Raw genomic sequence first — 13,002 nt, 5'->3', positions numbered from 1 at the left:
CTCAACGCGGCGCCGCGTTCCGCTGCGCGAGCTCGTCCCGCTGCGCGAGTTTGGCGATCTCGACCCGGGCGCGCAGCTCGATCTCGTCGAGGATGCCGTCGAGGCGGGGGTCGCCGCTACGCTCGCGCGCCTCGACGAGCCGGGCCTCGAGCGCGGCGAGCTCGCTCTGCGACACGCGCCCGGCGAGGAGGCCGGCCTTGAGCCGGTCGAGCCCGTCGAGCAGCGCGCGGCCGCGGGCGCTCGCGCGCCGGCGCCGCTCGCCGAGATCCGGCTCGCCCTGGAGCGCGAGGATGGCGTCGAGGCTCGCGGTCGGGGCCGAAGCGGCCGGGCGCGCCGTCGCTTCGCTGCGCGCCTCCTCGGCGACCGAGAAGCGCGTGTTGCCGCTCGTGCCGCGCGTGCGCGACGTCGAGGACGGTCCCGCGCCGGGGCGGCTTTCGATGCGCATGGAGTCCTCCCGGTTTCCCCGACTGGCCGCGAGGCTCGCCGATCATGGTTAACGAAGCGTGAAGAGCCCGGCACATCCTGCCGCGCCGGCGCGATCCTGCCGGGCGCGCGCGCCCTCCGATCGCGCCCCGCTCGGCCGCGCGCGCCGCGATCGGCGCGGCGAAAACCTTGCGAACCATGGCATGGCGACCCGCCGCGCGGCTCTGGCACGCCCTTCGCAACGGAGAGCGCGCGGCCCGGTCCGGTGCCCGCACGAGACGGAGACGACATCCCGATGCGCGCGGCCCTCCTGCAGCGACTTCTCGCCATCGCCCTCGCCATCGCCTGCGCGGTCGCGCCCCCGCTCGCGAGCGGTGCCGCCGCCGATGCCGCGCGGCCGACGACGGCGCTCTCGCGCATCAAGGATCTCGCCGACATCGAGGGCGTGCGTCAGAACCAGCTCGTCGGATACGGCCTCGTGGTCGGCCTTAACGGCACCGGCGACACGCTCAACAACTCGCCCTTCACGCGCCAGTCGCTCACCGCGATGCTCGAGCGGCTCGGCGTCAACACGCGCGGCGCCAATCTGCGCACGGCGAACGTCGCCGCGGTGATGGTGACGGCGAACCTGCCCGCCTTCTCGACGCAGGGCACGCGGCTCGACGTGACGGTGTCGGCGCTCGGCGATGCGTCCTCGCTGCAGGGCGGGACGCTCCTCGTCACGCCGCTGCTCGGCGCCGACGGCGAGGTCTATGCCGTGGCGCAGGGTCCGATCGCGATCGCGGGCTTCGCCGCCCAGGGTGCGGCGGCCTCGATCACGCAGGGCGTCCCGACGGTGGGACGGATCGCCAACGGGGCGCTCATCGAGCGCGAGATCGAGTTCCGGCTCGATCTCCAGCGGGGCCTGCGCCTCGCGCTCCGCAACCCCGATTTCACGACCGCGCGACGGATCGCGCTCGCCATCAACGAGTTCATGGGCGCGCCGATCGCCGAGCCGCTCAACCCCTCCGCGGTCGCGATCCGCGTGCCGGAGCGTCATCCAGGCAACATCGTCAGCCTGATCACGGACATCGAGCAATTGCGCGTCGAGCCGGACATCCCGGCGCGGGTGATCATCGACGAGCGCTCCGGCATCGTCGTGATGGGACGCGACGTGCGGGTCTCGACGGTCGCGGTCGCGCAGGGCAACCTCACCGTCACGATCGCCGAGCAGCCGATGGTCGCCCAGCCCGAGCCGCTGTCGCTCGGGGAGACCGCGGTCGTTCCGCGCACGACCGTGCAGGTCGACACCGAGGGCGAGCGGCGGCTCGCGCTCGTCGAGGCGGGCGTGTCCCTGCGCGAGCTCGTCGACGGGCTCAACGCGCTCGGGGTCGGCCCGCGCGACCTCATCGCCATCCTGCAGGCCATCAAGGCGGCGGGCGCGCTCCAGGCCGAGATCGAGGTGATGTGATGATGCCCGGCCTCTCCTCCTATTCCGCCATCGCCCGCCAGAACCTCGCGCCCGCGCAGGAGAGCCTCGCCGGGATCGGCGGCCGCGCCCCGCGCGACGAGGCGCGCGCCCGCGAGACCGCGCAGAGCTTCGAGACCATGGTGCTCGAGGACATGCTCGGGCGCGTCTTCGAGGCGGCCGGCGAGGGCGGCTTCTTCGGCGAGGCGGGCCCGGGTTCCTCGATCTACCGTTCGATGCTCGTCAAGGAATATGCGGGCATGATCGCGCAGAGCGGCGGAATCGGCCTCGCCGATCAGGTCTATTCCGAGATCCTCAAGCTCCAGGAGGGCGGCTGACATGTGGGCCGACGAGACGATCGCGAAGCCGGCGGCACGGGTCGCGACCCGGGAGGGCGCGCTCGCCCTCGTCGCCGAGGTCGACGGCGTGATGGCCGAGCTCGGCAAGGTGCTCGAGGTGGAGACCGCCCGCGTGCGCGCGGGGCAGATCCGCGAGGGTCTCGCCGAGGAGGAGCGCAAATCCGCCCTCGCCTCGCGCTACATCCAGGGGCTCGAGGCGCTCAAGACGAACGCGGTCGCTCTCGCCCGCCTCGCGCCGGAGGCGCTCGAGCGCCTGAAGCAGCGCCACGAGGGCTTCGCGCAGACGCTCGAGACGAACCGGATCGTGCTCGCCACCGCGCGCGCCGTCTCCGAGCAGCTCGTGCGGACCCTGTCCGCCGAGCTCGATTCCGGCTCGCGCCCCTCTGGCTACGCCCCCTCCGGCTACGGACAGGCGCCGCGTCCCGCCGCCGGCTCGGCTTTGGTGGTGTCGAAGACGCTCTGAGCGGCGCCGCGTCGGGCGCTGCGGCAGGGCACGGGCGCGCGGGTTGCACCGCGGCCCGTTTACCGTTTTAAGAAAGGGTTTCTTCAGGCGCTTGCGTTACGACGATCCCATGACGCCGATTCTGTCCGAGGACGGGAGGTGAGCCATGGATTTCGGCAACGTCGCCAAGCCGCCGGTCGCGGTGCCCATCGCCACGGTCCAGCGCAACGAGCAGGCGGGCCCGAGCCGGCCGGTCTCCCAGACCGACCTCCCCTCGGCGGACGCCGTCACGCAGGTCCGCGAAAGCGCGTCCGTGCTCGTCGATCTGAGCGAGCGGGCGGAGCAGGAGCGGGCGATCGTCGAGGCGCAGCAGCAGCAGATCCGGCGCGAGACGGACATCGACGAGGCGACGCGCACGGTCGTCGTGCGCTCGCGCGATGCGGTGTCGGGCGAGGTCTTGGATCAGACGCCGCCCGAAGCGCTCCTCAATCTGCGCGCCTATCTGCGCGGCACCGAGCCCTCGCGCTGAGGGCGAGGGGCGATCTCAGGCCGCGCGGCCGCGCAGGCCGGCGGCGATGTCGGTGTTGATGGTCACGAGGATCGAGAGCCCCTCGGCCTTGCGCTCGACGATGACCTCGTCCATGCGCCGGAAGACGAACACGCCGAGGCTCGCGAGATTGCCCTTCAGCGCCGGCGGCAGCGGGTTCTCGGGATCGACGATGGCCGGCAGCATCACGGCCCAGACCCGCTTGTTGAACTCCAGCGCCGCCTCGAGCCGCTCGGTGTCGGCGACGTCCTGCGCGGCGTCCTGCAGCTTCGCGGCCGCGCGCATGAACAGGTCCGCCTCCAGCTCGCGCTGATCGAGGGTGACCGTCTTTGCGGTCTTGCCGTACGCTTGAGCGGCGTTTTGCATTGCACTCGTCTCCAGTTCGACGATGTATTCTCTGACGAGATTGTTTAATGGCGCGTTGTCGGCGGCGGTCGACTACGCCGCTTCGCTCGACATCTTGATCAACGACGCCTCGTATTCGATCAGCTTGCGGCCGACCTTGAGCGCCCGGTAATGGCTCTCCTGGGCGAAGCAGGCGGTCATCACTTCGAGGAAGCGCTTGGTGCTGGGCGCGGCGGCGACGATCTGCTCGGCGAGCGCGTGGAAGCGGTCGAGCGCGGCCTCGAAGGGGATCTCCTCGAGATACACGCGCTCCACGAGGAGGTAGAGCTGCTTGCAGGCGGTGTCCGCCTGTTCGGGCGTGATGATGTCCTTGCAGCGCAGGATCGGCGCCCGCCCCTCGACGGTGAAGCTCGTGCGGCTCGGCCCGTTGGTGAGCGCGATCCGTCCGATGATGATCCGCTCGTTGGGCTTGAGCTCGATGCGCAGCGCCATGATCCGTTCCTCCGCATCCCGATGTTTGAACGAGCTTGGTTAACGGGCGCTTAAACGCGCACGCGCCGCGCTCCGTAAAAGAGCGCGGCGCGCGTTTCGCGTCTCGAGGCTCGGTGGGAGCCTGCGAGCGATCAGAACAGACGCAGGACCGACTGGTCGCGCTGCGCGGCGAGCGCGAGCGCCGTCTGGGCGATCTGGTTGCGGGTGTTGAGCGCCGTGAGCGTCGCGCCTTCCTGGTTGAGGTCGGCGAGCGTCCAGTCGTCGGCGCCGGCGCGCAGCGTCGAGATCATCCGCTCCGTGAATTCCTGACGGGTCTGGATGATCGTGTTGTTGGCGCCGAGACGGCTCGCCTCGGCACGCAGGTTGCCGATGCCGGTGGAGAGCTGCGTGAGCGCCTGCTGGATGGCGGCGTTGCCGGAGGTGTCGCCACCGGTGCCGGCCGCGTTCGTCCACGAGTTCGTGTCGACCGCCGCGACGCCGATATTGGTCGCCGTCATCGCCGAGCCGTTGTTGCCGCGGATCGACAGCGAGGCCGCCGTGTTCTGCGGATCGAAGGCGACGCGCAGCTCCTGACCCTCGAGCAGGTTGACGCCGCCGTAGCCCGACGAGCGCATCAGCGTGTCGACCTGGGTGAGCACGTCGTTGAATTGCTGCGCGAGCGCCTGACGGGTCGTCGAGTTCTGCTCGGCGAGCGCCTGGTTGGCGAGACCCTGGGCGGTCTCGAACAGCTTGCGCATGCCCTCGATGCCGTCGCTCGCCGCGCGAACCGTGCGGGTCGCCTGCTGCATGCGATCCTGCAGGTTGGCGAGGTCGCCGGCGCGGTCGCGAAGGCTCGCCGCGGAGAAGAACGCGAGCGGGTTCTCGGAGGCCGAGCCGACGCGCAGGCCCGTGGCGAGCCGGCGCTCGGCCTGCTGCGACATGCGGGTGGTCTGCTGGATGGTGAGAAGCGTGTCGCGGATGCCCGCGGAGAGGGAGATGTTCATGGGTGTCGTCCTTCTGGGTCGTCGAGGCCTGTTCTCGGCCCTCGCGATCAGATTGACCGACACCCGTAAACGCCGGGTTGGCGAGCGTACCTAATCCTTCGTGAAAAGATGTTCGCGTACGCGCCCCGCGACGGCGGCGCGTCAGGGCGCGAAGCTCGTGCGCCGCATCGCCGCCGCGAGATCGACGACGAGATCGTCCTCGTGCCCGGCGCGCTCGCGCCCCCAGCCGAGGCCGACGAAGGCGGTGCGGCCGCGCCGCTCGCCGCCCCAGTCGGAGAGGCAGCACAAGGGGGCGCCGATGCGCTCGACGTCGAGCACGTTGAGATACATCGCGTAGACCCGGTCCTCGACGACGATGTCCACGCATCCGAGGGCCACCGACTCGATCAGAGCCGCCTCCATGCCCGCGAGCGACTCGAGTTCGGCGCGGGCGCTCGGCGCGAGCGGGTCCATGCCGTGGGCGCGGAGCCGGCGATAGATCAGCCAGGCCGTGTGCCACTTCCTCTGATCGATGCGGATGCGCATCGCGAAGGCGAGGCGATCGAGCACGATCTCCTCGAGGGCGCGCACCTCCGCGCTCCAATCGACGCCCGGCTCGCGCTCGCGGGCGGCGCCAAGCAGGAGCTCGAGCCCGCCGCGGAACGTGTCCCACCCGTCTGCGGTGACGACGCCGCCCTGGTGATGGCCGTGGCGCGTCGCATAGGCGACGATCGCATGCGGCGTCGGCACGAAGAGGACGCGCCCCATCGCGACGGCCCGGGCGAAGGCGCGGAAGAAGTAGTAGGCGGCCGGATCGGCCACGTCGAGGATCTCGGAGGCGAGGCTCGTGCGAACCGCGAACACTTCCGGGAAGATCCGTCGCGACAGGATCAGGCGCGCCGCCGCAGCGAAATCGCCGTGCGCGATCTCGATCTCCTCGGCGAGCTCGTAGGCCATCCCGGTGATCTCGTTGCGGCGGCTCTCGCTCATCAGGAACCAGGGCGCCTGGATCATGGCGAGCCCGGGATCGGCGCGGAAGCGTTCGAGATGGCTCGCCACGATCTCGGGGATCAGGAGATCGTCGTCGCCGACCGTCACGGTGATCGTGCCGCGCGCGTGGCGATGGCCGTAGAGGCTGTTGCCGAATCCGCCGAGGTTTCGCGGGTGGCGGACGGTGCGGATGCGCGGGCTCTGCGCCGCGAAGCGCTCGACCACCTCGCGCGTGGCCTCGTCCGCGCCGTTGTCGCAGACCAGGATCTCGTAATCGATGCCCGCCTCGTCGAACGTGCGCAGATGGTGGCGCAGGCAGCGCTCGAGATAGACCGGCCGCTCGAAGGTCGGCACGAGGATCGTCACGTCCGGTGCCATGGCCCCATCCTTTCCAGAGCCGTCGTCACGCGCCGGCGCGGCGCGCGGGCTGTTCCTCCTGCGCGCCCTCGGCCTCGTTCAGCCGTTGGACCGCGAAGGAGAGCTTCGCGAGCTCGCAGGCGAGCCCATAGGCGTCCCAGCGGCGGAAATCGGCGAGGAGCCGCTCGCGCTCGGGCTGCAGCGGCGCGTGCGGCGGCTCGCCCCGCCGGGCGCGGGAATGCCGGTCGAGCTCGATCACGAGGTCCGTCAGCTCGGATGCGAGCCGCTCCGGCTCCCATTGCGAGAGCGCCGCGCGCAGCAGCATCTCGGTCTCGTCGACCATGGCGGGCCGCGTGCGCGTCGCGTCGTCGAGACCGGGCACGACGAATTCGGCGACGCCGATCGCGTCCTCGTGATAGCGCGCCCGAAGGCCTTCCTCCGTCACGCGGCGGAAGCGGAAATCGATGCCCGTGAAGGCCTCGAAGGCGCCGAGCGTGCGCGTCGAGCCGAGCCCGAACAGGTCGAGATCCGGCGGCAGGGCGTCGTCGGGCAGCTTGCCTTGCCCCGTCAGCTGTCCGTAGCGGAGGAGCGCCGCGCGCGTCCAGGCGCCGATGCGCTCCTCGAAGCGCGGATCGCGGCCCTCGCCGCGCTTGATCCGATTGTCGCGCTTGTACTGGTGCCAGAAAGGGCGGCGCGGGGCGGCGAACACGTCCCAGCCATGCGTGAAGGCCCGCAGCGCGTGGAGGATCTCCTCGGTCGCGAAGCAGCCATAGGGATCGTAGGGCACTTCCGCGATGAAGCGCGCGGGGGCGAACAGGCCGCCTGCCAGGAAATAGGGCATCGGCACCGCACGCTCGAGCGGCGCGGAGAGCCAGACGCCGCTCACGCGGATCGTGCCGTCCTCGATGAAGGCGTCGGGCCGAAGGATGCCGGGATAGAGGTCGCAGACGATGTCGCCCGGCGTCAGATAAGGCGGGGGCACGACGCCGATGATCGGCTTCTGCGAGGGCAGGCCGCGCAGGTCCTCCACGAGGATGCGGTCCCAGCCCTCCTCGAACTTCATGTGCGAATCGATCTGGAGGAAGTATTCCTCGCCCCGCCAGAGCGCCTGGGCGAGGAAGCGCGCCCAGGTGACGCCGAGGCCCTCGCGCCAATCGAAGCGCAGCTCCCGGATCTGGCCGCGCCGCGGCAAAGGCGGCTCGAGATAGGCCGCGTCGGCCTGCGCGTCGAGCTGCCAGATCAGACCGACATGGATGCGCTCGGGATGCGCGGCCTTCTCGAACAGCTCCGCGACCGTGCGATGGCATTCCGGATCGCGGAAGGCCGCCACCGACACGAAGATGCGGTCGCGACCCCAATCCTCGTCGCCGCCCGCCGCCGGATCGTCGGCGGCGCGCAGCGCCCGCGCCGCCTCGTAATGAGCCTGCAACGAGGCGTCGGCGAGAGGATGCGCGAGCGCGAGGGTCATGCCGCAGGCTCCGTGTCGTGGCGCGCCGCGCCGATCAGCTGAACAACCGCAGGACCGACTGGTCGCGCTGCGCCGCGAGGGCGAGCGCCGTCTGGGCGATCTGGTTGCGGGTGTTGAGCGAGGTCAGCTTGGCGCCTTCCTCGTTGAGGTCGGCCAGCGTCCAGTCGTCCGCGCCCGAGCGGAGCGTCGCGATCATGCGCTCGGTGAATTCCTGGCGCGTCTGGATCACGGTGTTGTTGGCGCCGAGTCGGCTCGCCTCGGCGCGCAGATTGCTGATGCCGGTGGAGAGCTGGGTGAGCGCCTGCTGGATCGCCACGTTGCCGGTGGTGTCGCCGCCGGTGCCGGCCGCGTTCGTCCAGGAGTTCGTGTCGACCGCCGCGACGCCGATATTGGTCGCGGTCATCGACGTGCCGTTGTTGCCGCGAATCGACAGGGTGGCCGCGGTGTTGTTCGGGTCGAAGCTGACGTTCAGCGTCTGGCCCTCGAGCAGGTTGACGCCGCCGTAGCCCGACGAGCGCATCAGCGTGTCGACCTGGGTGAGGATCTCGTTGAATTGCTGCGCGAGCGCCTGACGGGTCGTCGAGTTCTGCTCGGCGAGCGCCTGGTTGGCGAGGCCCTGCGCGGTCTCGAACAGCTTGCGCATGCCCTCGATGCCGTCGTTGGCGGCCTTCACCGTCCGCGTCGCCTGCTGCATGCGGTCCTGCAGGCCCGCGAGGTCGCCCGCGCGGTCGCGCAGGCCGGCGGCGGTGAAGAACGCGAGCGCGTTGTCGATCGCCGAATTGACTTTCAGGCCCGTCGAGAGGCGCTGTTCGGAACGGGTGGCGAGCCGCGTCGTCTGCTGAATCGTCAGCAGCGTATCGCGTATGCCCGCCGAGAGGGACACCTGAGACATCGTCGAACCCCAACAACGAGGAAAACCCGGCGTTAAGGTTGACGAAACTGGTGAAGATAGGGTTAAGGGCCGTCGAAAGCGGCGATCGGCGGGCGGAAAATCGCGCCGCCGCGGTGCTCGTCCCTCACAGAGCCGCCCGAATCGCCGCGACGATTCGGTCCTGCACCGCCTCGTCCAGATAGGCGTGCATCGGCAGGCTGACGACCTCCTCCGCGAGCCGCTCCGACACCGGCAAGCCGTTGCCGGCGCTCGGATAATGAGCATAGGCGGGCTGCCGGTTGAGCGGCTTCGGGTAGTGGATCGCGGTCGGCACCCCGGCCTGCTGGAGCGCGGTGCGGAAGGCATCGCGGCGGCCGTCGGGGATGCGGATGGTGTATTGTGCCCAAACGGAAGGCGCATCCGGGTCGATCGCGGGAGTGCGCACCGTTCCGGCGAGGAGCGCGTCGTAGCGCGCGGCGATGCGGCGGCGCGCGGCGATCTCCTCGCCGAAGACCTTCAGCTTCTCGACGAGGATCGCCGCCTGCATCGCGTCCATGCGGCCGTTCATGCCGATTCGCACGTGGTCGTAGCGCTCGCGGCCGGCCCCGTGCATGCGCAGCGAGATCATGGCCTCGGCGAGGGCGTCGTCCTCGGTGAACACGGCGCCGGCGTCCCCGTAGGCGCCGAGCGGCTTCGAGGGAAAGAAGCTCGTCGCGGTGGCGAGCCCGATCGTGCCGACGGCACGTCCCTTGTAGGAGGCGCCGAAGCTCTGGGCGGCGTCGGTGAGCATCCACAGGCCCTCGCGGGCGCAGATCGGCTCGATGCGATCGTAATCGACCGGCCGGCCGTAGAGATCGACCGGCATCACCGCGACGGGCTGGAGCCCGCGATCGCGGGCGGTGGCGATGCCCTGTTCGAGGCTCGCCGGGCAGAGGTTGAAGCTCTCCTCCTCGACGTCGACGAAGACCGGCGTCGCGCCGAGCCAGGCGACCACTTCCGCGGTCGCGCAGAAGGTGAAGGCGGGAACGAGCACCGCCTGGCCCGGCCGCACGCCCTTCGCCATCAGGACGAGAGCGAGCGCGTCGGTCCCGCTCGCGCACGAGATCGCGTGGCGGGCGCCGCAGAAGGCCTTCAGGTCCGCCTCGAGGCGATCGACCTCGGGGCCGAGGATGAAGCCGCAATGGTCCATCACGCGGGCCACCGCCGCATCGAGCGCGGGTCCGATGCGGCGACGCTGGGCGGCGAGATCGATGAAGGAGATCGGGTCCGACATGAGATCCTTCGGTGTGCTGGCGCGGCAGGGGCGATCGTCGGGCGAGGGCGTTCGGGCGATGGGCGCTTCGGCTGAAGGGCGCGCGTCAGGCGGAGGCGCGTTTGGGCGCGCGCGCCTCGGCCTCGTCGCTCATGGCGCGCGCGGCGCGGGCGAGGACGTCCATCACCGCGAGCGCCTCCAGCGTGCCGGTGATCGGCTCGCGCTTCTCGCGGATGCAGTCGAGGAAATGGGCGCATTCCGCCATCAGGGGTTCGGCCTGCTCGATCTCGACCGGAACGGGCTCCGCCCGCACCACGGTCGGCGCGCCGCCGTCGAGGCTGACCTGATGGGGGTAGATCTGCACCTTGCGGTCCCAGGGCAGGCAATCGTCGAACACGGCCATCGCCTTCGAGCCGATCACGGTCAGCCGGTGCTCCTTGAACGGGTGCAGCCAGGAGACGTGGATCACCGCCTGCGCGCCGCCGGGAAAGCCGAGCCGCATGGTGACGGCGTCCGCCGTCTCGCGGCGCAGATGACCCTCGCCGAAGGCCTCGACCCGCTCGGGCGCGCCGCTCATCAGAGCCAGCGTCATCGAGACGTCGTGGGGCGCGAGGCACCACAGCGCGTCCTCCTCGCGGCGCACCGCGCCGAGATTGAGCCGGGTCGCGTGGATGCGCCGCACCTCGCCGAGCCGTCCCTCCGCGACGAGGATCTTGAGCGCGCGAAAGCCGTTGTGGAATTGGAGGATGTGCCCCGTCATCAGGACGCGGCCCGCGGCCCGTCCCGCTTCGGCGACCGCGAGCGCATCGGGATAATCGAGGGTCAGCGGCTTCTCGACATAGACGTGCTTGCCCGCCGCGAAGGCCGCCTCGGCGACCTGCCGGTGCAGGGAGGGCGGGGTCGCGACCGCCACCGCTTCGATCGCGGGATCGGCGAGCACCTCGTCGAGGCTCGCCGCGCGGCAGCCGAACAGGGCGACCAGGCTGTCGAGGACCTGGGGATTGGGATCGACGACGGCGTCGAGCACGCCGAGGGTCGCGAAGCAGCGCGCGAGGTTGCGTCCCCAGGCTCCGCAGCCGATGACGGCGACGCGCGGCTTCGTGGCGAGTTCGTTCATGGTACCTTTCCACACCGCGCCGACGGGGAGCCCCGCCGACGTGACGACAGACGCCTTTAGCGCATCTTCACCGCCGGTGCCATAGGGGCGGCCCGCGCGCTTCCGAAGCGCCGCAGCCCGTCGGCGTCGCGGCAAAAGAAGAAGCCCCGCGGGCGGGAGCGCGCGGGGCTCGGCGATCGTGGCGACCGACCGGGCTCGGCTTGCGCTCAGCCCTCGTCGTCGTCGCTCGCGACGGGAGGCTGCAGGCCCTCGAGGCCGCGCAGGAGGTCCTCCTCGCTCATCCGGTCGAACTGGATCTCGCCGTCGTCCGAGCCGCCCTCGGGCGCGGGCGCGCCGATCATCGGCACGGTCTCGGCCTCGGGCTCGTCGACCTCGACGTAGCGCTGCATCGAGTGGATGAGCTGCTCGCGCAGATCATCGGGGCGGACCGTCTCGTCGGCGATCTCGCGCAAGGCCACGACCGGGTTCTTGTCGCGGTCGCGGTCGACGGTCAGCGGGGCGCCGGACGAGATCATGCGCGCGCGGTGGCTCGCGAGCAGCACGAGCTCGAAGCGGTTGTCGACCTTGTCGATGCAGTCCTCGACGGTGACGCGAGCCATGGGCGGCTCCCTTCGGCTGGATCATGGACGGAGAACGGTGAGCGCGGAGCCTTACAGCCTCCGGGCCCGCGGCGCAAGAGGGTCGGCGGCGCGGGAAAACCGCGAGCGAGACCCGCGAATCCGCGGCGAGGGCCTTCGCGCATGGCCGAATCGCCGCTATCAAGGATCGCCTGCATCTCAGGGGGGTGGCGCAATGCTCGATCAGCTGACCTACGAGGATTTCAAGGACGAGAAGGGCAAGACCTTCGTGCTCGAGGGCATCGGCGGACGGGTCGAGATGACGCTGCTCGACGCGCGGCTCTCGCCCTATCCGGCCATGCCGGCGCGTCGGCGCGGCTTCGCGATCCTGTTCGTGGCGCCCAAGGACCCCTCGCTCGCCAACCAGATGTACAACATCCGCCACCCCAAGAAGGGGCTGATGGAGGGGGTGTTCATCACGCCCGTCGTGCCTCCCGCGCAGGATCTCGACAAGCTCAAGGAGGTGCGCATCTACGAGGCGGTGTTCAATTGAGGCCGTCGCCGCGGCCCTGCTTGAGCTCGGCGCGCAGGGCGGCGATCTCCTCGCGCAGAGCCGAGATCTCCCGCGAGCCGCCGACCTCGCCCTCCGGATCGCTGGCTTCCTGGCCGATGAAGAAGCTCGCGAAGCTCGCGGTGATGTAGCCGAAGATCGCGAAGCCGTAGAGCGACAGGAGGAGCGCGAGCGCCCGGCCCTCCGGCGTCGCCGGCCAGAAGCCCGAGCCCATCGTGGTGACGATCATCGCCGTCCACCAGAGCGCGTCCCAATAGCCCGTGAAGCCGCCCTCGACCTCGCGGGCGGGCTCGAAGGCGAGCATGCCGCCGGCGCCCAGGAGCACGACGAGGGTCGTCGCGACGAGCACGTAGCCGAGGCCCCGTCGCTCGAAGGAATGGCGCAGGGCGGTCAGCCCGCGATTGGCCGTGCCGACGATGCGCACGAGCCGCACGAAGCGCAGGCCCCGCGCGAGCCTCAGGAAGCGCAGCGCGTGCAGGAAGCGGAAGGCGGGGGCCGCGAGCGCGACGATGGTGATCGGGTTGCGCCGCAGGAAACGTCCCTTGCGCGGGGCGAGCGCGAAGCGCAGGGCGAACTCGAGCACGAACACGATCCAGATCAGCGTGCCGAGGAACTCGAACACCCCCGACGTCGTCCAGATCAGCTCGACGAGGACGAGGCACAGCCACAGGAAGGAGAGCACGAGCATCGGCCGCTCGAGCCATTCCTCGAGCTGGCCGAGCACCCGCCAGCGCTCTTCCTCGTCGGGCTCCTCCTCGAGCTCGTCGTCCGGGATCTCCCGCTCGCGCTCCGCCATGGGACC

General features: G+C 70.6%; 16 protein-coding genes. 5 read left to right on the top strand and 11 right to left on the bottom strand.

What is annotated here, in order from left to right; all coding sequences use genetic code 11:
• Position 1: 1 nt before the first annotated feature.
• Complete coding sequence (locus ACK4UM_RS04505) at positions 2-445, bottom strand: flagellar assembly protein FliX (protein WP_409796232.1); 444 nt, start codon at positions 443-445, stop codon at positions 2-4.
• A 267-nt stretch (positions 446-712) separates the two neighbouring features.
• Here ACK4UM_RS04505 and ACK4UM_RS04500 point away from each other — a divergent pair, with 267 nt between their 5' ends.
• The 4 genes from ACK4UM_RS04500 to ACK4UM_RS04485 all read left to right on the top strand — a co-directional run bounded on the left by ACK4UM_RS04500 (position 713) and on the right by ACK4UM_RS04485 (position 3,200).
• A complete protein-coding gene (locus tag ACK4UM_RS04500; protein ID WP_409796432.1) occupies positions 713-1,873 on the top strand; it encodes a flagellar basal body P-ring protein FlgI in 1,161 nt (386 codons plus the stop codon).
• Entirely contained in the window at positions 1,873-2,208 is a 336-nt protein-coding gene (locus ACK4UM_RS04495; RefSeq protein ID WP_409796229.1) for a rod-binding protein, read from the top strand. The genes ACK4UM_RS04500 and ACK4UM_RS04495 overlap by 1 nt, the downstream gene beginning before the upstream one ends.
• 1 nt (position 2,209) lies before the next feature.
• Positions 2,210-2,692, top strand: coding sequence for a hypothetical protein (locus tag ACK4UM_RS04490; protein ID WP_409796227.1), 483 nt, complete (start codon positions 2,210-2,212; stop codon positions 2,690-2,692).
• A gap of 145 nt (positions 2,693-2,837) precedes the next feature.
• Entirely contained in the window at positions 2,838-3,200 is a 363-nt protein-coding gene (locus ACK4UM_RS04485) for a hypothetical protein (RefSeq protein ID WP_409796224.1), read from the top strand.
• Positions 3,201-3,215: 15 nt separating this feature from the next.
• On the opposite strand, the gene flaF is transcribed toward ACK4UM_RS04485, so the two are convergent.
• From flaF to rpoZ, 9 genes are all read right to left on the bottom strand, one after another.
• Positions 3,216-3,584 carry a flagellar biosynthesis regulator FlaF gene (gene flaF, locus ACK4UM_RS04480; RefSeq protein ID WP_409796221.1) on the bottom strand — a complete coding sequence of 123 codons (369 nt, stop codon included), beginning with the start codon at positions 3,582-3,584 and terminating at the stop codon, positions 3,216-3,218.
• 72 nt (positions 3,585-3,656) lie between these two features.
• Positions 3,657-4,055: a flagellar biosynthesis repressor FlbT gene (locus ACK4UM_RS04475; RefSeq protein WP_409796218.1), complete on the bottom strand. Its 399-nt coding sequence runs from the start codon at positions 4,053-4,055 to the stop codon at positions 3,657-3,659.
• 131 nt (positions 4,056-4,186) lie between these two features.
• Entirely contained in the window at positions 4,187-5,038 is an 852-nt protein-coding gene (locus ACK4UM_RS04470) for a flagellin (RefSeq protein ID WP_409796215.1), read from the bottom strand.
• Between the two features lie 141 nt (positions 5,039-5,179).
• A complete protein-coding gene (locus ACK4UM_RS04465) occupies positions 5,180-6,385 on the bottom strand; it encodes a glycosyltransferase family 2 protein (RefSeq protein WP_409796212.1) in 1,206 nt (401 codons plus the stop codon).
• A gap of 25 nt (positions 6,386-6,410) precedes the next feature.
• Positions 6,411-7,832 (bottom strand): GlcNAc-transferase family protein, encoded by a 1,422-nt coding sequence (locus ACK4UM_RS04460; RefSeq protein WP_409796209.1) that lies wholly within the window; start codon positions 7,830-7,832, stop codon positions 6,411-6,413.
• Between the two features lie 34 nt (positions 7,833-7,866).
• Positions 7,867-8,724: a flagellin gene (locus ACK4UM_RS04455; RefSeq protein WP_409796206.1), complete on the bottom strand. Its 858-nt coding sequence runs from the start codon at positions 8,722-8,724 to the stop codon at positions 7,867-7,869.
• Positions 8,725-8,848: 124 nt separating this feature from the next.
• Positions 8,849-9,976, bottom strand: a complete 1,128-nt coding sequence (locus ACK4UM_RS04450; protein WP_409796203.1) for a DegT/DnrJ/EryC1/StrS family aminotransferase — start codon at positions 9,974-9,976, stop codon at positions 8,849-8,851.
• 85 nt (positions 9,977-10,061) lie between these two features.
• The gene (locus ACK4UM_RS04445; protein WP_409796200.1) at positions 10,062-11,072 is read right to left on the bottom strand and encodes a Gfo/Idh/MocA family protein; all 1,011 of its coding nucleotides are present in this window, start codon (positions 11,070-11,072) and stop codon (positions 10,062-10,064) included.
• Positions 11,073-11,278: 206 nt separating this feature from the next.
• The gene (rpoZ, locus tag ACK4UM_RS04440) at positions 11,279-11,671 is read right to left on the bottom strand and encodes a DNA-directed RNA polymerase subunit omega (protein WP_409796197.1); all 393 of its coding nucleotides are present in this window, start codon (positions 11,669-11,671) and stop codon (positions 11,279-11,281) included.
• A 193-nt stretch (positions 11,672-11,864) separates the two neighbouring features.
• On the opposite strand from rpoZ, the gene ACK4UM_RS04435 reads away from it, so the two are divergent.
• Positions 11,865-12,182 (top strand): DUF6916 family protein, encoded by a 318-nt coding sequence (locus ACK4UM_RS04435; RefSeq protein ID WP_409796194.1) that lies wholly within the window; start codon positions 11,865-11,867, stop codon positions 12,180-12,182.
• Here ACK4UM_RS04435 and ACK4UM_RS04430 read toward each other — a convergent pair.
• Positions 12,175-12,996: an ion transporter gene (locus ACK4UM_RS04430; protein WP_409796191.1), complete on the bottom strand. Its 822-nt coding sequence runs from the start codon at positions 12,994-12,996 to the stop codon at positions 12,175-12,177. The two genes, ACK4UM_RS04435 and ACK4UM_RS04430, sit on opposite strands and share 8 nt — an antisense overlap.
• Positions 12,997-13,002: the final 6 nt, after the last annotated feature.

Origin of the sequence: Salinarimonas sp., from assembly GCF_046292825.1 — a bacterium.
In the GTDB taxonomy this organism is placed as follows: domain Bacteria; phylum Pseudomonadota; class Alphaproteobacteria; order Rhizobiales; family Beijerinckiaceae; genus Salinarimonas.
The sequence above is the reverse complement of the archived record's forward strand: the minus strand, read 5'-3'. Positions and strand labels throughout refer to the sequence as shown.